Here is a 20,624-nt window from a genome sequence, read left to right on the forward strand (position 1 = left end):
CCTCAGATACGCTTGGCCGCGGCGATCGCGACGCGGCAGCCGAGCCGGATCGCGGCGGACATGATCGGGTAACCGAACGCCTGCTCCGCGCCGTGCGCGAGCGCGGTGTCGCGGTGTTCGAGCTCCTCGGCCTGGAACTCGCGGATCGCGTCGGACAGCTCGGGATCGCTGTCACCGAGTTCTTTCAGCTGATCCTCGTAATGCTTGTCGATCTCGGTCTCGACCGCGGCGGTGCACGCCATCGCGGCGTTGGGGCCGATCGCGGCGGTGACCGCGCCGAGCGCGAAGCCCGCCGCATCCCAGAACGGCGCGAGCAGGGTCGGGCGCACGCCGCGCTCCGCGATCATGCGGTCGAAGAAGGCGCGGTGCTTCTCCTCCTGCAAGGCCATGCCCGCGATCTCGCGCGCGAGCGGGCTGCGGTGGCCCATCACCGCGAGCTGGCCGGCGTAGATGCGCGTCGCGCCGAACTCGCCCGCCTGATCGACACGGATCATCGACTCGCTCTTGGCCGGGCGGTCCCCTGGTTTCCACGTCATGCACGCCTCCTGAGCAGCCATCCGATCATTGCCGCCCCGATGAGCGACACCGCGGCATTCCATCCCGCGAGCGAGACGCCGAACAATGTCCACTGCGCGGCGTCACAGCGTACGATGGGGGCGGCGAGCAGATCCTTCAACATCGCGTCGGTTGATCGGCCACCGCCGCTGACCGTCATGGTGCAGGCGGTGATACCCTGCCACCAGTGATATTCGACGCCGGCGTGGAAGAAGCCGATCAGCCCGGACACCGCGATCAGCGCGGCGGCGCCAGCGACCAACGTCGCGCGGGTGCGCGCGCCGCCCGCGACGAACGACAGCGCGGCGAGTGCGAGCGCGCCGTAATGCGGCCAGCGCTGCCAATGGCACATCTCGCACGGGTAGAGGTGGCCGAGCAGCTGGAACGCCCACGCGCCCGCCAGCAATGCGGCGGGAACGAGGAACGCGAGCGCGCGGGCGCGGCGTTGCGAGGCGTTCAGGATCGCGGTCACTTGCGCGGCGTTCCGGGTGCGCGCGTCGGTGTGGTGCCGGGCGCAGCGGGCTTCGCCATCGAGGCGGTGACTGCCGCCACTTGGGTCGCGCCGCCGAGCCGCGCGACGGTTTTCAGCGCGTACCAGAGCTGGAAATCCTTGATCCCCTGCTTCTCGAGGCTGGCCGGGGTCGCGGTGAAGCGCGGATCGTCCTTGGTATCCTCCTCCAGCACCGCATTGTCGGGCGACTTGATCTCGTTGATCAGGTGGCGGCGCAGATCGGCCTCACGGAAGACGGGACGCGTCTTGTAATCGGGATCGGACAGCTGCGGCACGCGGATGTCGGGCTCGATTCCGCCTTCCTGCACGCTCCGCCCCGAGGGCGTGAAGTAGCGCGCGGTGGTGAGGCGCAGCGCGGTGCGCGGCCCCAGCGGCAGCAGCGTCTGGACGGAGCCCTTGCCGAAGGTCTTCTCACCCATCACGAGGCCCCGGTGATGGTCCTGGAGCGCGCCGGCGACGATCTCGCTGGCGGATGCAGTGCCCGAATCGGTCAGGACGACGATCGGCAGACCCTTGGCATCGTCGCCGGGCTTGGCGAAATAGCGTTCGATATCAGCCTTGTCGCGGCCGCGCTGCGAGACGATCTCACCGTGGTCGAGGAAGGCGTCGGATACCGCGATCGCCTGCGTCAGCAGACCGCCGCCATTCTCGCGCAGGTCGACGACATAGCCGAGCGGCTTGTGCCCGAGCGCCTTGTCGATCCCTAGAATCGCCGCGCGCGTGTCGGCGCCGGTGTTCTCGGAGAAGGTGTTGATGTTGATGTAGCCGACGTCACCCTTCACCTCCCATTTGACCGGGCGCTGGACGATCACTTCGCGCACCAGCGTGACGTCGATCGGCTTGTCACGGCCGGGGCGGATCAGCGTCAGCGTGACCTTCGATCCGGGCTTCCCGCGCATCTGCGACGTCGCCTCGTCGAGCGTGCCGCCGTAGATCAGTTTGCCGTTGATGTGGGTGATGTAGTCGCCCGATTTGACGCCGGCGCGGCCCGCGGGCGTGTCCTCCTGCGGGGACACGACCTTGACCGCGCCGTCCTCCATCGAAACGGTGAGGCCGAGGCCGCCGTAATTGCCCTCGGTCATGATGCGGAGATTGTCGAAGTCGGACGCGTCGACGTAGCTGGAATGCGGGTCGAGCGCGGCGAGCATGCCGTCGATCGCGCCCTTCACCAATTGCTCGTCGGTGACCTTGTCGACGTAATCGCCTTTGACGCGGTTGTAGACGTCGAGGAACTTGTCGAGTTCGCGGTAGGTGCTGGTGTCGGCGGCGGCCATCGCGCCGGTGGCGACGGGCACGAGCGCGACCGTGGCGACGAGGGCGGTGGCCTGGAGCAGTTTCGACTTCATGCGGGTGGGCGCTTGATCCTCGAGGGCGAAGGCTCTGCCGTGTAGCGGAAAAGCCGGGTCGTATCAAAGCAGGACGGGGCTGAACGGCAGCTGAGTATCGGGGCCGAGCGAGCAGGTGAAAGTGCGCGGATCAGATCAGCAGCGTGATGTCGACCGGGCGGCCGCGGCGGCGCAGCTCGACGGTGACCTGGGGCGCCTCACCCCCTGCCCCCGCGGACGCGGCCGCGCCGATCGGCGTGCCGGCCGCGACCTGCTGATCGCGCGCGACCGCCAGCGTGGACAGGCCGGTCAGCAGCGTGACCCAGCCTTCGCCGTGGTCGATGATGGCGATGGAGCCGAAGCCGCGGAATGCTTGCGCGTAGACGATGCGCCCGGCGGCGGGCGCGACGACGCGCGCGGCGGGGGCGACCGCGAAGGTCAGGCCGCGTGCGCGCACGCCATTCTCGGACAGCTCGCCGAAACCGGTGACGAGCCGCCCTGCAACCGGCAGGCGGTAGGGCGCGCGCGCCTGGGCGACAACGGCGGCGATCGGTGGGCCGGGCAGCGCGGCGAGGCTGGCGAGCGTACCCTGCGCGTCGCCGACGTTGCGCAACCGATCGACGATGTCGCGCGCGCGCTCCCCGAGCGCGAGTGCCCGCTCGGACGCGGTGCCGGCGTCGAGCGGCTCGTCGCGCAAGGTCGCGAGCGCGCGGCGCGCGGCGAGCAATTGCGTGCGCCCTGCCCCGAGTTGCCCTTGCGCCGCGGCGGCGCTGGCGTGGAGCGCGCGGGTGCGCGCGAGATCGTCGCGGATCGCGGCGGTGCGCGCGCGCACGACCGGCAGCGTGCTGCCGAGCACCGCGCGGACGTGGACGAGGTCGTCGAGGCTGCCCGGCTGGACGACCGCGACCGCGGCGGGACGGCGCGCGAGCGAGGCGAGGCCGGCGAGCAGCCGCGCCACCGGGCCTTGCTGTGCGGCGAGGTCGCGGCGCTGCGTGTCGAGCGCGCGGTCGGTGGCGGCGGCGCGGATCGCGGCGATCGCGATCTCCGCCTCGGCGAGTTCGACGCGTGCCTGGATCGCCGCCTCACGCAACCGCGCGCGACGGGTGGGATTGCCCGAGGCGGCGGCGGCGCGGTCGAGCTGCGCGGCGCGGGTCTGTGCGGCGGCGCGATTGGCTTGCGCGGTGCGCAGCGCGGCGGTCGTGGCAAGCTCGGGCGCGGCGGTCGCCTGCGCGACGACGCCGAGCAGCCCGCCGGTCAGCGCCAGCGCGGCGAGCGCGGAGGCGAGGCGACGCAATGCGCTAGCCTTCGCGGTGATAGGGGTGGTTGGCGAGGATGCTGGTGGCGCGAAACAATTGTTCGGCGAGCATCGCGCGCGCGAGCAGGTGCGGCCAGGTGGCGCGGCCGAACGAGACGAGCAGGTCGGCCTCCGCACGGTCGGCGTCGTTGAAGCCGTCCGCCGCGCCGATGAGGAAGCGAGCCTCACGCACGCCATCGTCGCGCCAGCGCCCCAATCGTGCGGCAAAGGCAGTGGAGGCGAGCACCTCGCCCTTCTCGTCGAGCAGGATGCGGCGGCTGTGGGCCACGCGGTCAGGCTCGCGGCCGCCGGTGTCGGGCAGCTCGGTCACGCGGGTCGGCCAGGCGATCCGTTTCAGGTAGCGCTCGACCAGTTCGGCCTCGGGCGAGCGGCCGATTCGGCCGCGCGCGACGATGTGGAGCAGCAGGTCAGGCGTTCCCCGGTGCGGGCGCGTCCTGCGCGGAAGCGGCAGCATGATCTGTCGCTGGCGCAGCGGGGCTTTCCTGCGCTGGCGCGGCAGAACTACCCTCCGCTGGCGCGGCGGGCGCGTCGCCGAACGACCACATGCGTTCCAAATTGTAGAAGGTGCGCACCTCGGGACGGAACAGGTGAACGATCACGTCGCCGGCGTCGATCAACACCCAGTCGGCGGTCGGCAGCCCTTCGATGCGCGCGGAACGTCCGATTTCGCGCTTGACCTTCTCGGCCAGCTTGGCGGCCATCGAGGCGACCTGACGCGTCGAGCGGCCCGAGGCGATCACCATGTAATCGGCGATCGAGGACTTGCCCGCGAGCGGGATCGAAATCGTGTCAACGGCCTGATCGTCGTCGAGCGACTGTATGACGATCCGGTGCAGCGCCTCGACATGATCGGGGTCGGGCGACCGGGTCGCGAGGTTGGACGCAGGAACGGGGGTGGCGGGCAAGGTTGCTCCTCAATTTGCCGGTTCAGGTGATATGGGAGGCACGAACCGTTGGTGCCACGTTTTTGCCAGGCATGAAACGTTCATGCCAGCGGGGATCGGCGGCGCGCCTGAGCGTCGCGGAAGTCGGGTCCGGGCGGAAACGCAGCAGCACCAGTGCCGGCACACTCCAGTCGGTCCAGTTGCTGGCCAAGCGCGGCGGGTGTCCGTAGCGCCTGAGCCACGCCATCGCGGGGGCCGCGGCAGCGCGCCCGTCATATCCCGGACGCGCGACAACCGCAATCGGCATCGTGCGCGCGATGTCGCGCCAGCGGTGCCAGGCGCCGAATTGCGCGAGATTGTCCGCGCCCATGATCCAGACGAAGCGGTCGCGCGGAAAGCGGCGCGTGATCTTGCGTAGCGTGTCGACGGTGTAGCGAGTGCCGAGCCGCGTCTCGATGTCGGTCGCGCGGATACGGCTGCGCCGCGCCATCAGCCGCGCCGAGGCGAGCCGCGCGGCGAGCGGCGCCATGCCGGCGCGGGGCTTCAGCGGGTTGCCGGGCGAGACGAGCCACCACAATTCGTCGAGCGCGAGCGCGTCGATCGCGGCGAGCGAGATGCGGCGGTGGCCGGAGTGCGCCGGGTTGAACGAGCCGCCGAGCAGGCCGATGCGGCGGGTCACGTGCGGGGCGCCGAATAGACGCTCAACCGCGGACCTGCCCGGTGCCGCGGCCGATCCATTTGTAGGTGGTCAACCCTTCGAGCGCGACGGGGCCGCGCGCGTGAAGGCGGCCGGTGGCGATGCCGATCTCCGCGCCCAGGCCGAATTCGCCGCCGTCGGCGAATTGCGTGGACGCGTTCCACAGCACGATCGCGCTGTCGCAGCGCGCGAGGAAATGCTCGGCAACGCCTTCGTCGGCCGCGACGATCGCGTCGGTGTGTCCCGAGCCGTGGCGCGCGACGTGCGCGAGTGCCGCGTCGACGCCGTCGACCAGCGCGACCGAGCAGATCGCGTCGAGATATTCGGTGTCCCAATCGGTGGGGTCGGCGGGCTTCACGATCTCGCCGATCGATGCTTCCACCGGATCGCCGCGAACCTCGCAACCCGCGTGCTGCAATGCCTCTACCAGCATGACGGGATCGGCGAAGTCGCGGTCGATCAAGAGCGTCTCCATCGCGCCGCAGATACCGGTGCGGCGCATCTTGGCGTCGAGCACGATCGCGCGCGCCATCTCGGCGTCGGCGGAGGCGTGGACGTAGACGTGGTTGATGCCGTCGAGGTGCGCGAGAACGGGGACGCGCGCCTCGGCCTGGACGCGCGCGACCAGGCTTTTGCCGCCGCGGGGAATGATAAGGTCGATCAGGCCGTCGGCCGCGAGCATCGCGCCGACCGCCGCACGGTCGGTGGTCGGCACCAGCTGCACCGCGTCGGCCGGCAGTCCGGCGGCGGCGAGCCCATCGACCATCGCGGCGTGGATCGCGCGGTTGCTCTCGATCGCTTCCGATCCGCCGCGCAGGATCACCGCGTTGCCGGCGCGGACGCACAAGGCGGCGGCGTCGGCGGTGACGTTGGGGCGGCTCTCGTACACGATGCCGATCACGCCGATCGGCACGCGCACGCGGCTGAGCGCGAGGCCGTTGGGACGCGTGCTGGCGTCGATCACCCGGCCCAGCGGATCGGGGAGCGCGGCAACCGCCGCGACACCGGCGGCGATGCCCGCGACCCGCGCATCGTCGAGCCGCAACCGGTCGAGCATCGCGCCCGAGAGCCCGGCCGCCTGCGCGCGCGCGACATCGGCGGCGTTGGCGGCGAGGATCGTGTCGCGCGCCGCCCGGATCGCTTCGGCGGCCTGCGACAAAGCGGCGGCGCGCTGCGCGTCCGGGCTGATCGCCAGCGTTGCGGCGGCCGTACGCGCGAGCGCGCCCATGCGCGCGATCAGGGTCGAGGAAGCGTCGGGATCGAGCATCACGCCGCCAGCTAGCATGATTTGGCGCGCGTCGCACTGATGTGCTGCGGTGCCCCTCTGGCGTGCGGCGGGCGCGCGCTTACATCCATGTTATGACACGCCAACCGCTCGATCGCCGCCATTTCCTGACTCTTGCCGGCATGGGTGCCGCGGCCACCACGCTGATGGCGTGCGGCGCGCGATCGGCTGCGGCGGCGGAGCATTTCCCGCTGACCAAGAGCGATGCGCAGTGGCGGGCTCAGCTTGGACCGGCGGCTTATCAGGTGCTGCGTGAGGAAGGCACCGAGCGGCCGTTCTCCAGCCCGCTCAACAACGAGCACCGCGCGGGCGTGTTCGCGTGCAAGGGATGTGCGCGGCCGTTGTTCTCTAGCAAGACGAAGTTCGAGAGCGGGACCGGCTGGCCGAGCTTCTGGGCGCCGCTGCCCAAGGCGGTGGCGACGCGGCGCGACTCGACACTGGGGATGGCGCGGACCGAGGTGCATTGCCCGCGCTGCGGCGGGCATCTGGGCCACGTGTTCGACGATGGGCCGAAGCCGACCGGCCTGCGCTACTGCATGAACGGGGTCGCGATGACGTTTCGCGCTGCGTGATGCGCGTTCTCTGGTCGCCCCGGACTTGATCCAGGGTCCCGCTTTCTCGTCACGGTAGGAGAAGGTAGCGGGATCCCGGATCACGTCCGGGATGACGACGAGGTAACCGGTTAGGCCTGTGCTCGTCTTTTCAGGTTTACGGTGTTTGGGTTCAGTTCGCCGAGGCGAGCTGGACGCCAGCCGCAACCGAAACCGGCGCGTTGGTAGCGATCGTCATGGTCGGCAGCGTCGGCTCGGGTGCGGCCGGCTCGGCAGCGCGCGCGCCGTGCGCGTAGATGAAGCCCTGCACCGGGTTCACCGAGGTGCCGAGGTCGTGATTGGCGGCGAACCAGACGCGAACCTGGCTCCAGTCGCCGGCAGGCGACACGTCGATCGCGCGCACGTCGCGCTCGATCCCGCCGCGGCGCGACCAATTGGCGTGGGTGAGCAGCACTTCGCGGTCGTTGACGATGCGGCTGACCATCGCGACGTGGCCGACGCGCATCCGCGACGTCGCCTTGAACGCCATCACCGCGCCGATCGCCGGAGACGTACCGCGGTCGTAGCGGCCGGCGGCCTGACCCCACCAGGTGTTGGCGTTGCCGCGGATGTCGATGCCCGACACCTCGCGCGCGAAGGGCACGCACTGCAGATACTTGGCCGAGGCGGGAACCGCCGTCATCAGGGTGCACGAAACCACCAGCGCAAAACGCGCTGCCAAAGTCTTCAAATTCACGGGTGACCCCCCGGTCAGATGGAAGTGTTGAACGGCTGCTAGCCGGGGGTGCGGAAAACAACAAACGTCCGCGGAACCATTTAGGACGAAGTGAGTAACGGCGGCGACGAACCGGGTTTCACGTCGTCAACAGCACAGAAACACTGCCCTTTTTTCCTGACGTCAGACGGTCGGCGCGGGCGAGGCCGGGTCGATCACTGCCGTGCCGGTCAACCGTTCCATGCGCAGCGCGTGCTCGGCGCGGCCGAACGGGAAGCGCGCGTAGAAGAAGGCGGCGAGGCAGGCGAGCAATGCGTAGCAGCCGGCGTAGATCAGCGTCAGCCGATCGAGCACGGCGACGGGCACCTGCCCCGGCACTGCCTTCGCCGGGAAGTGCGCGGCGGTCAGGATCAGCCCGCCGAGGAAGATACCGATGCCGCTGGTGCATTTCTGGATAAAGAAACCGCCGGAGAAGAACACGCCCTCCGACCGGCGACCGGTGGTGACCTCCGAATCCTCCACCACGTCGGCGAGCATCGAGGCGCCCAGGATGTAGGCGGTGACCCCGCACGCGGTGCCGGCGGCGGCGATCCCGAACAGCAGCGGCAGCGCGATCGCAGAGCCGACCGCCGGAAACAGGCCGGCGAGCCGCAGCCAGTAGGGCGAGGTGCCGATCACCATGCCGAGCAGCGCCGCCGCCGCCGCGCCGCGCGGCTTGCTGCCCGCCGCGCCGATCCGCGGTGCCGCCACGAAGGCGATCGCGACGCCGCCGAACAGCGAGATGCTGAGCCACACGAAGTTGAAACCGCAAAAGCCCCACACATAGGTGTAGAGATAGTTGGTCATCGCGTAGCTGATCCCCTGCGACGTATAGGCGAACAGCCCGGCGAGCATCAGGATCGCGAACGCACGGTTCTTCACCGTCTGGCGCATCTCGCGGAAATTGTCGCCGAGCGACTGGCGCACCGCGGGCGGCTTGGGAAGGTTCGGGATCTCCTTGTGCGTGCCGAGCGCGGAGGTAAGGATCGTGACGCCCATGAACAGCGCGCCGGCGAGCGCGAAGCCGCTATAGCCGGCGCGGTTGAGCAGACCGTTGGGGTAATCGGACGTGGGGGCCAGGAACCAGACATAGGCGCCGACCAGCATCAGCAGGCCGCCCGCCCAGCCGAACAGGTAGCGATAGGCCATGATCCGCGTGCGCTCGTCGTAATCGCCCGACAGTTCGGCGGCGAGCGCCTGGCTCGGCACTTCGTACGCGCTGACTGCGGAGCGGACGAGCACTGCGACCGCGAACAGCCAGCCGAGAATGACCTGCTCCGACGCCTGCGGCGGGTTCCACAGCATGATCCAGCCGAGCATGATCGGCAGCGCGGCACCGTACATCCACGGGTGGCGCCTGCCCCAGCGCGTGCGCGTGCGGTCGGAGAAGAAGCCGACGGTGGGATCGACGAAGGCGTCGATGATCAGCGCCGCCATGATGACGAGCCCGACCGTCGCCGCGGGAACGCCGACGACCTGATTGTAGAACAGCAGCAGGAAGGTGCCGAAGCCTGAGTCCTTTACGCCGTAAGCGGCGGCACCGACGCCGTAGCTCGCCATTGCGCCTGGCGAGAGCCGGCGCGGTTTCGGTGCGGTGCTTTGGGGTGCGGTGCTCTGGGGTGCGGTGCCGGGCGGTGCGCTGCTGCGGGTGGTGCCCGCGGGATCGGCGCCGGCCGCGACGCTCACTGGAACGCTTCGAGCGCGGAGAAGAGCGACGGCTGCGTCGCGTCCCAGCTCGCGCGCGTGCCGATCGTGAGACCACCGTCGACGACGATCGACGTGCCGGTGACGAAGGCGGCGTCGTCGCTGGCGAGGTACGCCACCGCGGCGGCGATATCCTCTGGCCGACCGGCACGCTTCACCGGCTGCGCGTGCGCCGCCATCCCGGCGATCGCCTGATTGGCCTGCGCGCGCTTGTCCTCGGGTACGTCGAGGTGACGGGTGAAGATGTTGGTGGTGATGAAGCCGGGGATCACCGCGTTGACGCGGATGTCGTGCGCGGCAAGGTCGGCGGCGGCGAGCTTGGTCAGATGCAGCACGCCCGCCTTGGCGGTCGAGTAGGCGATCGGCGCGTAGCCGGAGCCGAGTGCCGACACGCTGGAGGTGTTGACGATCGCGCCGCCGCCACGGCGTGCCATTAATGGCGCGGCGTAGCGGATGCCGAGCGCTACCGAGCGGAGCAGCAGCGTCTGCGTCCGGTCCCAGTCGTCGGGCGCGATCTCGTCGATCTTCTCGCGCGCGCCGCCGGCGCCTGCGTTGTTGAACAGGATGTCGAGCCCGCCGGCGTCATCAGCGGTCTGAAGCAGCGCGGCGATCGCCTCCGCACTGGTGACGTCGGTGTGTTGGAATTGGATGCGTCCGTTCGAGGCCGCGGCCAGTTCCTCGCCGGCGGTCGCGTCGATGTCGCCGATCCATACCTCGGCGCCTTCCTCGACCAGTCGAATGGCGGTCGCGCGGCCGATGCCCGATGCACCACCCGTCACGACCGCGCGCTTACCTGCAAGCCGCATCCGCTCTCCTGTTCTCCGGTCTCTTCCATCATGAGCCGGTGTTTTCAGCATCATAGTATGGGGTATTGCGGCGTCAATCCATCGCCGTTCGAATGTCGGGTTTGGCGCGCTTGTCTCCGCTGGCACGGCGCGATAGAGCGTGACACGGCTTCACCGAATTGGGCAGGACATGGCTCTCGACACCGAAACCTTCGACGCGCTGATCGACCATCTGCGCCGCTTCGTCGCCGACCGGCTACGCCCGCTGGAGGGCGAGGTGGAGGCGAACGACGCGATCCCCGACGCGGTGGTGCAGGAGATGCGCGAGATGGGACTGTTCGGCCTGTCGATCGCGGAGGAATATGGCGGGCTCGGGCTGAACATGCTGGAGGAAGCCAAGGTCGCGATCGAGATGGGGCGTACCACGCCTGCGTTCCGGTCGACCTTCGGCACCAATGTCGGGATCGGCAGCCAGGGGCTCGTCATGGCGGGGACGCCCGAGCAGAAGCGCGAGTGGCTGCCGCGGATCGCGAGCGGCGAGATCGTCACCAGCTTCGCGCTGACCGAGCCTGATGTTGGATCGGATTCGGGAGCGGTGAAGACGCGTGCGGTGCGCGACGGCGACGTCTACCGGCTGTCGGGTACCAAGCGCTACATCACCAATGCCGATAAGGCGGACCTGTTCACCGTCATGGCGCGGACCGGCGACGAGCCGGGTGCGCGCGGCGTGTCGGCGTTCCTGGTGCCCAAGGCGCTCGCCGGGGTGACGATCGGCGAGCCGGAAAAGAAGATGGGACAGAAGGGCGCCAAGGTCGCGGACGTCAACTTCGACGATGTCGCGGTACCGGTCGCCAATCGGCTGGGCGCGGAGGGCGAAGGCTTCAAGATCGCGATGCGCGTGCTCGATCGTGGGCGGCTGCACATCAGCGCGGTGTGCGTCGGCGTGGCGGAGCGGTTGATCGCCGATTGCGTCGCCTACACCGCCGAGCGCCGCCAGTTCGGCAAGCCGCTGGCCGACCACCAGTTGATCCAGGCGATGATCGCCGACAGCAAGACCGAGGCGCTCGCCGCGCGCGCGCTGGTGCTCCAGACCGCCGCGGCCAAAGATGCCGGTACCGACGTGGTGATGGAGAGCGCGGCGGCGAAGTATTTCGCCTCGGAGATGGTCGGCCGCGTCGCCGACCGCGCGGTGCAGATCTACGGCGGGGCGGGCTATATCGCCGATTACGGCATCGAGCGGCTGTACCGCGATGTGCGACTGTTCCGCATCTACGAGGGCACGAGCCAGATCCAGCAGATCATCATCGCGCGCGAGACGATGAAGCGCGGCGGCTGAGCCGCCTGGGGAAGCGCGACGGCTGAGCCGCCTGGGGAAGCGCGGCGGCTGAGCAGCATTACACGGGAGAGGATAGCGGGTGGGGCCTCCCCTCACCCCGGCCCTCTCCCCGGTGGGGAGAGGGAGAGGCATATGGATACGAGCAAGCTGTTCCGGTTGGACGGGCGCGTCGCGCTGGTGACCGGGGGTAGCCGCGGGATCGGCAAGATGATCGCCGCGGGCTTCATCGCGCAGGGGGCGACCGTGTACGTGTCGAGCCGCAAGGCGCCGGCGTGCGACGAGACCGCGGCGGAACTGGGCGAGCGCTGCATCAGCCTGCCCGCCGACGTGTCGAGCGTGGAGGGCTGCCGCGCGCTGGCGGCGAAGCTCGCCGAGCGCGAGGAGCGGCTCGACATATTGGTCAACAATGCGGGTGCCGCCTGGGGGGCGCCGTTCACCGAGTTTCCCGAGAGCGGCTGGGACAAGGTGATGGACCTGAACGTCAAGTCGCCGTTCTTCCTGACGCAGGCGCTTCACCCGCTGCTGAAAGCCGCCGCGCGGCGCGAGCAGCCGGCCAAGGTGATCAACATCACCTCGATCGACGGGCTACGGCTCAATCCGTGGGACACGTACAGCTATCACGCGTCCAAGTCGGCGCTGATCTACCTGACCAAGCGGATGGCGGCGGAATTGGTCAAGGACGCGATCAACGTCACGTCGATCGCGCCGGGCGCGTTCGCGAGCGAGATGAACCGCGCCGCGCGCGACCACGGTAATGAGGTCGCGAAGCGTATCCCGGCGCAGCGGATCGGTGTGGAGGAAGACATGGCGGGCACCGCGATCTTCCTCGCCAGCCGCGCGGGCGATTACGTGATCGGTGATACGATCGCGGTTGATGGCGGTGTCGTCAACGCGAGCGTGGGGACGTCGATCGAGCCGTGAATGGGTGGGGTTTGACTTTCAGGCCGCCCCGGACTTGATCCGGGGACCCGCTTATCCGTCAGGTAGGAAAAGGCAGCGGGATCCCGGATCAAGTCCGGGATGACGATAAGTTAAAACAGTTGGAGGCCCTCCCACACTAACTCACACAAACGGCAGGTTCGCCTCGCGTACCGCGGCGACGTAGCGCTGCATCGCGCCGGCGGCGGTGGGGGAGAGTTTGAGATAGGCGCGGCGCTTGTCGAACGGGTCGGCCTCGCGTTCGATCAGGCCGGCGTCGGTCAGCTTGGTGATCCAGCGCAGCGCGGTGGTCGGCGGAACCGCGGCGGCGATGCACAGGCTCGACACCGATACCTGCGCGCGTTCGAGCTGCGCGGCGAGCAGGTCGAGCAGCATGTCCCAGGCCGGGTCCTCGAACAATCCGCCCTCGAAGAAGCGGTCGCGCAGGCGGCGCGCGCGGATCACCTCGCGCACCTGCGCGGCGGTGACCTGAAAGTCGATCGCCGGTGGCGCGTAGCGCAGCGCCTGCTCCCGAGGCTGGCGCGCTTCGGTGGTGCTGCGATTGCTGAGCCGCGCCACGACCTCGGCGATGCGCGCCACCTCGGCGTTGAGGCGGGCGAGACGCGCGGATTCACTCTCCCGCACGCTGCGATCGTGCAGCGCATCGTCGAAGGAGCTCGCCTCCAAGAGCGCGCTCAGCCAGTCGGCCTCGGTCGGATCGCACAGGTGATAGAGCGTCGAACCAGTGCAGATCGCGGCGACGGCGTCGATCGATGCGGCATCCGACGAGACGATCAGCGGCCAGGCACGCTGCGCCGCCAGCGCTTCCACCTGTTCGAGCCGATCGAGCGCGGCCGAGTCAGCCACGTCGCAAACGACCACCAGCTTGCCGGTGAAATGCTCAAGCGTGTCGGGCAGCGCGGCACCTGACCCGGCCTGCTCCACCCTGCCGCCGAGCGCCGCGACCAGCTGCGCCGCATCGTCGTTGCGTGCGCCCAGCAGCATTGCGGTGAAGCGTTCGCGCATGATCGCGCCATATTCAGCCTGATAGGTCGCCACCAGCCATCACTCCCGCCGTTGTCCGTGCCCCCACGAGCCAACTTGCATCAGTGATACTTACTATCTTTGTTGATTAATCAAGTGACTTAACGATCTCTTCGACCATCTTCTTGGCATCGGCGAGCAGCATCATCGTGTTGTCGCGGTAGAAGACGTCGTTGTCGACGCCGGCATAGCCGACGCCGCCCATGCTGCGCTTGATGAACAGCACCGTTTTCGCGCGCTCGACATCGAGCACGGGCATGCCGTAGATCGGCGAGGTCTTGTCGGTCTTGGCCGCCGGGTTGGTCACGTCGTTCGCGCCGATGACGAAGGCGACATCGGTCTGCGCAAATTCGGAGTTGATGTCCTCCAACTCGAACACTTCGTCATAGGGCACGTTTGCTTCGGCGAGCAGGACGTTCATGTGACCGGGCATGCGGCCCGCGACCGGATGTATGGCGTATTTGACGCGGACGCCGTGTTCCTTGAGCTTGTCGCCCATCTCACGCAGCGCGTGCTGCGCCTGCGCGACCGCCATGCCGTAGCCGGGGACGATGATGACCTGTTCGGCCTGGCTCATGAGGAAGGCGGCGTCCTCGGCCGAGCCGCGTTTCCATGGGCGGTCGACCTTGGCACCGCTCGCGCCCCCTGCGTCGGCGGTGGTGCCGAAGCCACCGGCAATGACGCTGATGAAGCTGCGGTTCATCGCGCGGCACATGATGTAGGACAGGATCGCGCCCGAGCTGCCCACCAGCGCACCGGTGATGATCATCGCGGTGTTGTGAAGCGTGAAGCCCATCGCCGCCGCCGCCCAACCCGAGTAGCTGTTGAGCATCGAGACGACGACCGGCATGTCCGCGCCGCCGATCGGCACGATCAGCAGGAAGCCGATCGCGAAGGACAGCAGCACCACGATCCAGAAGTCGAACGGCGACTGCGTGTGCCAAAAACCGAAAGCGAAGAAGGCGATCATCAACCCGATACCGAGGTCGATCGGGTGACGCGCAGGCAAGAGGATCGGCGCGCCGCCCATGTTGCCGTTGAGCTTGAGGAACGCGATCACCGAGCCGGAAAAGGTGATGGCGCCGATCGCGACGCCGAGGATCATCTCGATCCGGCTGACCGGGTGGATCGCCGCGAACGGCTGGCCGATCAGCGGGGTAACGACGTCGGCGATGCCGAAGGCGACCGGGTTGAGATAGGCGGCGACCGCGACCAGTACCGCTGCCATGCCGACGAGTGAGTGGAAGGCAGCGACGAGCTGCGGCATTGCGGTCATCGCGATCCGGCGTGCGGTGATGATGCCGATCGCCGCGCCAACGCCGATCGCCGCGAGTATCTCGAACACCGCGGACTTGTCGACGCGCGACAGAATCGCGGCGTAATCGTCGGTCTCGACGATCAGCGACACGGTGGGAATGTGGGTGACCAGCGTCGTGACCACCGCCAGCCCCATGCCGATCATGCCGTAGCGGTTACCCTGCTGGCTGGTCGTCGGGCTGGATAAGCCGCGCAGCGCCAGGATGAAGCACACGCCCGAGACGAGGTAGGCGAGCGCCACCCAGGGATTGACCGCGACCTGTTCCACTTGATTGCTCCCCCGATTATTTCGTCACTCTGCCCGCGTGCGCGGACGGTGCCGCGTCAGTGCTTGGCGGCTGCGGGCCGCTCCTTCTTCTTGTACATGGCGAGCATCCGGCTGGTGACCGCGAAGCCGCCGAAGATGTTGATGCTGGCGAGCACGACGCCGAGCAGCCCGAGCCACTTCGATCCGGTGCTGCCCACCGCCGCGCTGGCGATCAGCGCGCCGACGATGATTACCGAGGAAATCGCGTTGGTCACCGCCATCAACGGCGTGTGTAGCGCGGGGGTGACCGACCAGACGACGTAATAGCCGACGAAACACGCCAGCACGAAGATCGACAGGATCGCGACGAAGTCCATTCAAGCAGCTCCGGCTAGATCCTCCCCATGCCAGGCATGGGGAGGGGGACCGCCCGCAGGGCGGTGGAGGGGCGATGCGGTGCGCGCGACGGCGTCTGCGACCGCGTCTGGATCACGCAGCACGTCGGCGGCGGCAATGCGCAGGATGGTGAGGCCATTCGCCTGCAAGACGGCGTCGCGACGTGCGTCCCGCAACGGGCGGTCGCCACGATCATGCGCCTCGCCGTCTACCTCGACGGCCAATCGGAACGCGGGACAGTAGAAGTCGAGAACGTATCCGGCGAACGGGTGCTGGCGGCGGAATTTCACGCCGGCGCTGCGGCGGCGCAGGCGCTGCCACAGCAGCACTTCGGGAAGGCTCATTGATCGGCGCAGTTCTCGCGCCTGGCGGACGGGCGATGCCCCTCCACCGTGCTGCGCACGGTCCCCCTCCCCATGCGGGGCATGGGGAGGATTGGGGGTCACGCTGACAGCCTTGCGTTGACGATCTGGCCGCCGCGGGTCAGCCGGACCGCGTCGCCGATCTCATCATCGAGCACCGGGCGACCCTGTTCCTTGTCCCAGAAGGTCGACAGGAAATTGTACAGGTTGCGCGCGAACAGGGCCGAGGCGTCGGTGGCGAGGCGGCTGGCGACGTTGCGGTGGCCGATGATCCTGACGCCGTGACGCGTCACCACCTCACCCGCAACCGCGCCCTCAACGTTGCCGCCTTGTTCGACCGCCAAGTCGACCAGCACGCTGCCGGGCCGCATGGTGGCGAGCTGCGCGTCGCTGACGAGGCGCGGCGCGGGTCGGCCGGGGATCAGCGCGGTGGTGATGACGATGTCCTGTTTCGCAATATGCGCCGACACGAGCTCGGCCTGCGCGGCCTGGTATTCGGGGCTCATCTCGCCGGCGTAGCCGCCGCTGCCCTCGCCCTCGATGCCTTTCACGTTCTCGACGAAGATCGGCTTGGCGCCGAGCGACTGGATCTGCTCGCGCGTGGCGGAGCGGACGTCGGTCGCCGACACCTGCGCGCCCAGCCGGCGGGCGGTGGCGATCGCCTGCAGCCCGGCGACGCCGACGCCCATCACGAACACCTTGGCCGCGCTGACGGTGCCGGCTGCGGTCATCATCATCGGAAAGGCGCGGCCATATTCGGCGGCGGCGTCGAGCACCGCCTTGTAGCCGGCCAGGTTCGACTGCGACGACAATATGTCCATCGATTGCGCGCGCGTGATGCGCGGCATGAACTCCATCGCCAGTGCCTCGAACCCCGCATCGGCGTAGCTCTCGACCCGCGCGCGCTCGCCGAAGGGGTTGAGCCCGGCGACGATCCACGCACCGGGCGCCGCGCCCGCGATGGTGGCGACGTTGGGACCCTGTACGCCGAGCAGGATGTCGGCACCCGCGACGGTGGCGGTGCGATCGCCGACCTGCGCGCCGGCGGCGGCGTAATCGGCGTCGAAATAAGAGGCCCGGGCACCCGCCCCCGCCTCAACCGCGACCTCGGCCCCGAGCTGCGCGAACTTCTTCACCGTCTCCGGTGTCGCCGCCACGCGTCGCTCGCCGTCCGCCCCCTCTGCCAGGACAGCGATCTTCATCGCGTCAGGCGATCAGCCAGATGACGAAGAAAGCGATGATGGCGACCGCGACCGATCCCCACTTCATCATCGCGATCACGCGATCGTAGGTGGAGACGTGCGCCTTCAACTGCGATGGTTGGCCCTCCATGATGGTCCTCTCGTTTCGTCGTTTCGGGTGCGACCCTATGCACGCGTGGCCGCGCTGGCAACGGCCGATATGCGACGAACGGCATGTCCTTCGTTGGGACGGTTTAAGCTCGGCTTTACTCCATTACGCTATTTACAGGCCGGTGAATCGATGTGGGACGCCGGAATGACGCGCAACGGACAACGGTTGCTGATGCTGATCGACGAGGAACCGGCGCAGCGGCGGCTGGTGGCGGCGCTCGCCGCGCGCGGCGGGTGGCGCACGCTGTTCGCCAACGACGGCGAGATGGCGCTGGCGATGCTGGGCACGCACGAGGGGATGCAGCTAGACGCGATCCTGCTCGATCATTGGTCGGACCACGCCGCCGCGGCCAAGCTGATCGCCGAGCTGCGCGCCAATCGCCCGTCGCTGCCGATCCTGATGCTGACCGCGAACGGATCGGTCGCGCACGCGGTGTCGGCGATGCGCGCGGGCGCGACCGATTTCCTGGTCAAGCCGTTGGCACCCGAACGCTTGCTCCAGGCGCTGGAGGCGGCGGTGGCCGGCAGTGCGGCGGGCGAGTTGCGCCCGTTGACCGAGAAGATCCCGGCGCTGCTCGGCTTCGACGAGATCGTCGGCTCCGCGCCCGAGTTCCGCGCCGCGCTGGCGATCGCGGCCAAGGCCGCGCGCGCGCGCGTCTGCGTGCTGATCGAGGGCGAGCCGGGCGTCGGCAAGGAAGTGGTGGCGGAGGCGATCCACAATGCCTCCCCGCGCGCGCGCACGCAGATGGTGACGATCGACTGCGGCGCGCTGCCCGCCAACCAGATCGAGAGCGAGCTGTTCGGGCACGAGAAAGGCGCGTTCACCGGCGCGTTCGAGCGCAAGATCGGCCGCCTGGTCGAAGCAGACGGCGGCACCGTGTTCCTCGATCACGTCGATGCGATCCCGCTCGACGCGCAGGCGAAACTGCTGCGCGTGCTGGAAACCGGCGAGGTTCAGCCGATCGGCGCGCGCCACCCGCGCGACGTCGACGTGCGCGTCATCGCGGCGAGCGACAAGAATTTGGCCGAAGAGGTCGAAGGCGAACGGATGCGCGAGGACCTGTTCTACCGGTTGAACGCGGTGCAGGTGGCGATCCCGCCGTTGCGCGCGCGCGCCGGCGACATTCCGGCATTGTCGCGCCACCTGCTGGCGCGGATCGCGAGCCAGCCGGGATTGCGCGAACTGGGGATCACCGACGAGGCGCTGGCACTGCTGGTCGATTACAGCTGGCCGGGGAACGTCCGGCAGTTGCAGGACGCGTTGTTCCGCGCCGCGGTGCTGTGCGAGGGCGACGCGCTGACCCGCGCCGACTTCCCGCAGATCGCGCAGCAGCGCGGACGGCCGACGCGCGGCGCCGCGGCGCCGATGACGCAGTCGGGTGGGGTGACCTTGTTCCTGGCCGACGGCAATCTGCGCCCGTTGGAGCAGATCGAGGCCGACGTGATCCGGCTGGCGATCGGTCACTATCGCGGGCGAATGACCGAGGTCGCGCGGCGGTTGGGCATCGGGCGGTCGACCTTGTACCGCAAGCTGAGCGAATTGGGGATCGACAGCGCGGCTTGAGCCGCGGGCCGCGGCTGCTAGGCTGGCGGCATGGCGCGACATATCCTTATCACCGGCGCAGGCTCGGGCATCGGGCTCGCGTGCGCGCAGCATCTGGCGGTGCAGGGTGCGGAGCGGCTGGTGCTGGTCGACCGCGACGCCGATGCGCTGTCGCGGGTCGAACTGCCGGTCTCGGTCGACCGCGTGATCGGCGACGTGCGCGACGCGGCATTGTGGGACGATCTGGCACCGCTGCTCGCCGGGATCGACGCGGCGGTGGTGAATGCGGGCGTGGCAGGAGCGGGCGCGATCGCGGACATGTCGCTGTCCGAGTGGCAGCGTATCATCTCGATCAATCTCGACGGCGCGTTCCTGACCTTGCGCGCGGCGATGCGCGCGATGAAGGACACGGGCGGCGCGATCGTGGCGACGAGTTCGGCGGCGGGGATCAAGCCGGAGGTGGGCGTCGCCGCCTATGGAGCGTCAAAGGCGGCGCTGCTCCACCTGGTCAAGGTGGCGGCAAAGGAAGGCGCGGCGGATCGCATCCGCGTCAACGCGGTCGCGCCCGCAGGCGTCGAGACACCGGTGTGGGACACGGTGCCGATGTTCGCGAGCCGCGCCGCCGAGATCGGGCGCGATGCGGCGTTCGCGGAGCTGGCAGCGATGGCGACGCCGCTGGGGCGCTACGCCAAGCCGGAGGAGATTGCAGCGCAGGTGGCGTTCCTGCTGTCCGACGCCGCGGCGCTGATTACCGGCGCGACGTTGGTCTGCGACGGCGGCTACACGCTGTAGCCGCGGACACGTTCACCACAGCACGCCCTTGACCGGTTGCATCGGGTCGGGCGCCTTGTCGCCGATCGATTGCAGCAGGTCGATCTCGATCGTGCGGCACATGCCGGTCAGCGGCACGTCGTGGACGGTGTTGGCGAACGGATCGACCAGATCCTCACCGATCGCGAGCACCGCCAGGAACATGAGGCTGGCGACCGTGGAGCCGAGCGGGGTCGCGTAGCCGAGCGTTTCGACCAGGCCGATCGGCAACAGCACCGAGAATATATGCGTGAACAGCGTCGGCAGAAAGCGATATTGGTTGGGCAGCGGCGTGTTCTTGATCCGCTCCATGCCGCCCTGCGCGTTGGCGATGTCGACCAGCACCGCCTCCATCTGCGTCTGCTGGATGGTGTCGATCCAGCCGTTTCGGCGCGCAATCTCGATCCGGCGGCCGGTGCCGTCGAGCAGGCCGTTGGCGACGTTGGTGCGCTCCAGCGAGGGATGTGCTTCGTCGGCCGAGAGGTATTTCAGCACCTCGTCGTCGACCTTCTGCTTGCGGAGTTGGCAGCGCAGCGCGTTGACGTAGGCGATCTGGCGCAACACGATCGTGCGGACCATGTCGCGCGCTTCCGGCTCGGGCAGGAAGTTGCGCGCGGCGCGGGCGATGTTGCGCGACGCGTTGATCATTGCACCCCAGAGCGTCCGCGCTTCCCACCAGCGGTCGTAGGCCGAGTTGACGCGGAACCCGAGAAACAGCGCGAGCACCGAGCCGAACAGCGTCAACGGCAGCGACGGCGCGCGGAACGGAAAGCGCATGTAGATGATCGTGACGATCACGTCCCAGACGAACAGGACGGTGAGAGGCTTCCAGACCTCGAAGAAGATCTGCTTGGCGCGGGGTACGGAGGTGACGATCATGACGCGCCTGTAACCATCATCACGCCGAACGGATGCATGGTTCGTGCAACTTGG

23 protein-coding genes are annotated in these 20,624 nt (G+C 68.7%); 5 read left to right on the plus strand and 18 right to left on the minus strand.

Annotated elements, in window-relative coordinates; all coding sequences use genetic code 11:
• Window positions 1-2 precede the first annotated feature (2 nt).
• The 8 genes from HRV97_RS13585 to HRV97_RS13620 form a co-directional block, all read right to left on the minus strand.
• Window positions 3-536 (minus strand): demethoxyubiquinone hydroxylase family protein, encoded by a 534-nt coding sequence (locus tag HRV97_RS13585; RefSeq protein WP_174194827.1) that lies wholly within the window; start codon window positions 534-536, stop codon window positions 3-5.
• The gene (locus HRV97_RS13590; protein WP_174194828.1) at window positions 533-1,027 is read right to left on the minus strand and encodes a disulfide bond formation protein B; all 495 of its coding nucleotides are present in this window, start codon (window positions 1,025-1,027) and stop codon (window positions 533-535) included. Before HRV97_RS13590 ends, HRV97_RS13585 begins: the two co-directional genes overlap by 4 nt.
• On the minus strand, window positions 1,024-2,412 hold the full coding sequence (locus HRV97_RS13595) for a S41 family peptidase (RefSeq protein WP_174194829.1): 1,389 nt from the start codon (window positions 2,410-2,412) through the stop codon (window positions 1,024-1,026). The genes HRV97_RS13590 and HRV97_RS13595 overlap by 4 nt, the downstream gene beginning before the upstream one ends.
• A 130-nt stretch (window positions 2,413-2,542) precedes the next feature.
• Window positions 2,543-3,685, minus strand: coding sequence for a murein hydrolase activator EnvC family protein (locus HRV97_RS13600; RefSeq protein WP_174194830.1), 1,143 nt, complete (start codon window positions 3,683-3,685; stop codon window positions 2,543-2,545).
• A gap of 4 nt (window positions 3,686-3,689) precedes the next feature.
• Window positions 3,690-4,112 (minus strand): 23S rRNA (pseudouridine(1915)-N(3))-methyltransferase RlmH, encoded by a 423-nt coding sequence (locus HRV97_RS13605; protein WP_174194979.1) that lies wholly within the window; start codon window positions 4,110-4,112, stop codon window positions 3,690-3,692.
• A gap of 1 nt (window position 4,113) precedes the next feature.
• Entirely contained in the window at window positions 4,114-4,542 is a 429-nt protein-coding gene (rsfS, locus tag HRV97_RS13610) for a ribosome silencing factor (protein ID WP_425505786.1), read from the minus strand.
• A 91-nt stretch (window positions 4,543-4,633) separates the two neighbouring features.
• Complete coding sequence (locus HRV97_RS13615) at window positions 4,634-5,269, minus strand: nicotinate-nucleotide adenylyltransferase (RefSeq protein ID WP_174194832.1); 636 nt, start codon at window positions 5,267-5,269, stop codon at window positions 4,634-4,636.
• A 22-nt stretch (window positions 5,270-5,291) separates the two neighbouring features.
• A complete protein-coding gene (locus HRV97_RS13620) occupies window positions 5,292-6,554 on the minus strand; it encodes a glutamate-5-semialdehyde dehydrogenase (protein ID WP_174194833.1) in 1,263 nt (420 codons plus the stop codon).
• Window positions 6,555-6,646: 92 nt separating this feature from the next.
• On the opposite strand from HRV97_RS13620, the gene msrB reads away from it, so the two are divergent.
• The gene (gene msrB, locus HRV97_RS13625; RefSeq protein ID WP_174194834.1) at window positions 6,647-7,144 is read left to right on the plus strand and encodes a peptide-methionine (R)-S-oxide reductase MsrB; all 498 of its coding nucleotides are present in this window, start codon (window positions 6,647-6,649) and stop codon (window positions 7,142-7,144) included.
• Window positions 7,145-7,295: 151 nt separating this feature from the next.
• Here msrB and HRV97_RS13630 read toward each other — a convergent pair whose 3' ends face one another.
• The 3 genes from HRV97_RS13630 to HRV97_RS13640 form a co-directional block, all read right to left on the minus strand.
• On the minus strand, window positions 7,296-7,805 hold the full coding sequence (locus HRV97_RS13630; RefSeq protein ID WP_174194835.1) for a CHAP domain-containing protein: 510 nt from the start codon (window positions 7,803-7,805) through the stop codon (window positions 7,296-7,298).
• Window positions 7,806-8,021: 216 nt separating this feature from the next.
• Entirely contained in the window at window positions 8,022-9,563 is a 1,542-nt protein-coding gene (locus tag HRV97_RS13635; protein ID WP_343044515.1) for an MFS transporter, read from the minus strand.
• A complete protein-coding gene (locus HRV97_RS13640) occupies window positions 9,560-10,387 on the minus strand; it encodes an SDR family NAD(P)-dependent oxidoreductase (protein ID WP_174194836.1) in 828 nt (275 codons plus the stop codon). Before HRV97_RS13640 ends, HRV97_RS13635 begins: the two co-directional genes overlap by 4 nt.
• 169 nt (window positions 10,388-10,556) lie before the next feature.
• On the opposite strand from HRV97_RS13640, the gene HRV97_RS13645 reads away from it, so the two are divergent.
• Window positions 10,557-11,702, plus strand: a complete 1,146-nt coding sequence (locus HRV97_RS13645) for an acyl-CoA dehydrogenase family protein (protein WP_174194837.1) — start codon at window positions 10,557-10,559, stop codon at window positions 11,700-11,702.
• Window positions 11,703-11,834: 132 nt separating this feature from the next.
• Entirely contained in the window at window positions 11,835-12,623 is a 789-nt protein-coding gene (locus tag HRV97_RS13650; protein WP_174194838.1) for an SDR family oxidoreductase, read from the plus strand.
• Between the two features lie 141 nt (window positions 12,624-12,764).
• Here the strand turns inward: HRV97_RS13650 and HRV97_RS13655 are convergent, their stop codons facing one another.
• From HRV97_RS13655 to HRV97_RS13680, 6 genes are all read right to left on the minus strand, one after another.
• Complete coding sequence (locus tag HRV97_RS13655) at window positions 12,765-13,679, minus strand: helix-turn-helix domain-containing protein (RefSeq protein ID WP_174194839.1); 915 nt, start codon at window positions 13,677-13,679, stop codon at window positions 12,765-12,767.
• A 73-nt stretch (window positions 13,680-13,752) separates the two neighbouring features.
• Entirely contained in the window at window positions 13,753-15,249 is a 1,497-nt protein-coding gene (locus HRV97_RS13660) for an NAD(P)(+) transhydrogenase (Re/Si-specific) subunit beta (RefSeq protein ID WP_174194840.1), read from the minus strand.
• A gap of 56 nt (window positions 15,250-15,305) precedes the next feature.
• Window positions 15,306-15,605 carry an NAD(P) transhydrogenase subunit alpha part 2 gene (locus HRV97_RS13665; protein ID WP_174194841.1) on the minus strand — a complete coding sequence of 100 codons (300 nt, stop codon included), beginning with the start codon at window positions 15,603-15,605 and terminating at the stop codon, window positions 15,306-15,308.
• Complete coding sequence (locus tag HRV97_RS13670) at window positions 15,606-15,968, minus strand: endonuclease domain-containing protein (RefSeq protein ID WP_174194842.1); 363 nt, start codon at window positions 15,966-15,968, stop codon at window positions 15,606-15,608.
• 98 nt (window positions 15,969-16,066) lie between these two features.
• The gene (locus HRV97_RS13675; RefSeq protein ID WP_174194843.1) at window positions 16,067-17,188 is read right to left on the minus strand and encodes an NAD(P) transhydrogenase subunit alpha; all 1,122 of its coding nucleotides are present in this window, start codon (window positions 17,186-17,188) and stop codon (window positions 16,067-16,069) included.
• Window positions 17,189-17,192: 4 nt separating this feature from the next.
• Window positions 17,193-17,318 carry an aa3-type cytochrome c oxidase subunit IV gene (locus HRV97_RS13680; protein ID WP_246248741.1) on the minus strand — a complete coding sequence of 42 codons (126 nt, stop codon included), beginning with the start codon at window positions 17,316-17,318 and terminating at the stop codon, window positions 17,193-17,195.
• Between the two features lie 165 nt (window positions 17,319-17,483).
• Here HRV97_RS13680 and HRV97_RS13685 point away from each other — a divergent pair, with 165 nt between their 5' ends.
• Both HRV97_RS13685 and HRV97_RS13690 read left to right on the plus strand, forming a co-directional pair.
• Window positions 17,484-18,902 (plus strand): sigma-54-dependent transcriptional regulator, encoded by a 1,419-nt coding sequence (locus HRV97_RS13685; RefSeq protein ID WP_174194844.1) that lies wholly within the window; start codon window positions 17,484-17,486, stop codon window positions 18,900-18,902.
• 30 nt (window positions 18,903-18,932) lie between these two features.
• A complete protein-coding gene (locus HRV97_RS13690) occupies window positions 18,933-19,673 on the plus strand; it encodes an SDR family NAD(P)-dependent oxidoreductase (RefSeq protein WP_174194845.1) in 741 nt (246 codons plus the stop codon).
• 12 nt (window positions 19,674-19,685) lie between these two features.
• Here the strand turns inward: HRV97_RS13690 and HRV97_RS13695 are convergent, their stop codons facing one another.
• The gene (locus tag HRV97_RS13695; protein WP_174194846.1) at window positions 19,686-20,570 is read right to left on the minus strand and encodes a bestrophin family protein; all 885 of its coding nucleotides are present in this window, start codon (window positions 20,568-20,570) and stop codon (window positions 19,686-19,688) included.
• Window positions 20,571-20,624 lie beyond the last annotated feature (54 nt).

The organism is Sphingomonas hominis (assembly GCF_013328205.1).
In the GTDB taxonomy this organism is placed as follows: Bacteria; Pseudomonadota; Alphaproteobacteria; order Sphingomonadales; family Sphingomonadaceae; genus Sphingomonas; species Sphingomonas hominis.